Below are 1,440 nucleotides of genomic sequence, written 5' to 3'. Positions count from 1 at the left end.
GCTCGCCCGCTCCTCGCGCATCTGGTCGCGTGCCTTGCCGAGACAGTGGTTGACGAAGAACTTGCTGTAACAGTCGTGCTCCGCCACCGCATAACGATAATCGTTTTCCGCGGAGCGTTGATTGAGCACTTTTTGACGGGCGTCGAAATCCGGGGCGGTGGAGGCTGCAACGGGCGCGGACACGACGGTGTCCGGCGCGCTGGCGCCAGTGGCCTGCGCAAATGCACCGGAAGGCCCGGCAGACAAAGCCGCGGCGAGCGCTGCGCCGAGCGCGACGAGAGAAATGCGGGAAGTTGGCAACGTCGTAGGAAAGCTGCGGGACATGTGTCAAATTCTATCACCCCCGGCTGGACGCTCCGCCATTTATGGCAAAATGCCCCGCTTCATTCACCCGCGGCCTCTGGCCCGTCGGGCAGCCCGCCGCTTCGGGGCTGCCGGCCCGCGCCGCGATTTCAGCAGGCAGACAGACCATCCACGACATGACGGAAACCGTAGCACTCAAGATCGTACAGCGCATCGCCACCGAACTGTCCGTCCAGCCGCGCCAGGTCGCGGCGGCCGTGCAACTCCTCGACGAAGGCTCGACCGTTCCGTTCATTGCCCGGTACCGCAAGGAAGTGACCGGCAATCTGGACGACACGCAGCTGCGCAACCTCGAGGAACGCCTCCTGTATCTGCGCGAACTCGAGGATCGCCGCGCCGCGATCCTGTCGAGCATCGACGAACAGGGCAAGCTGACCGACGAACTGCGTGCCGCGATCGACGCGGCCGACAGCAAACAGGTGCTCGAAGACCTTTATCTGCCGTACAAGCCGAAGCGCCGCACGCGCGCACAGATCGCCCGCGAAGCCGGCCTCGAACCGCTCGCGCAGGCGCTGCTCGCGAACCCGCTGCTCGACCCGCAGGCCGAGGCGGCCGCCTATGTCGACGCCGACAAGGGCGTCGCCGACGTGAAGGCCGCGCTCGACGGCGCGCGCGACATCCTGTCCGAGCAGTTCGGCGAGACGGCAGAGCTGCTCGGCAAGCTGCGCGACTACCTGCACAACCAGGGCGTCGTGTCGTCGGCCGTCGTCGAGGGCAAGGAAAACGAGGAAGGCGAGAAATTCCGCGATTATTACGACTACGCGGAAACGATCAAGACTGTGCCGTCGCACCGTGCGCTCGCGCTGTTCCGCGGCCGCAACGCCGGCGTGCTGACGATCAAGCTCGGCCTCGGCGAAGAGCTCGACGCGCAGGTGCCGCATCCCGGCGAGGCGATGATCGCGCGCCATTTCGGCATCGCGAACCAGAATCGCCCGGCCGACAAATGGCTGTCCGACGTCTGCCGCTGGTGCTGGCGCGTGAAGGTGCAGCCGCATATCGAGAACGAACTGCTCACGCAGCTGCGCGAAACGGCCGAAACCGAAGCGATCCGCGTGTTCGCGCGCAACCTGAACGACC

1 protein-coding gene and 1 pseudogene are annotated in these 1,440 nt (G+C 65.8%); one reads left to right on the top strand and one right to left on the bottom strand.

Translation table 11 applies throughout. The features are described from left to right. Positions 1 to 324: pseudogene (locus tag JMF90_RS36920) on the bottom strand (hypothetical protein); the annotation flags it as partial. Positions 325 to 479: 155 nt separating this feature from the next. Here JMF90_RS36920 and JMF90_RS36915 point away from each other — a divergent pair. After that, a partial coding sequence (locus JMF90_RS36915; RefSeq protein WP_305790774.1) for a Tex-like N-terminal domain-containing protein occupies positions 480 to 1,440 on the top strand: 961 nt, incomplete at its 3' end.

It is taken from the genome of Burkholderia sp. E168m23, assembly GCF_016586125.1.
GTDB classification, from domain to species: domain Bacteria; phylum Pseudomonadota; class Gammaproteobacteria; order Burkholderiales; family Burkholderiaceae; genus Burkholderia; species Burkholderia orbicola.
This window is presented reverse-complemented; position numbering and strand designations above follow the sequence as displayed.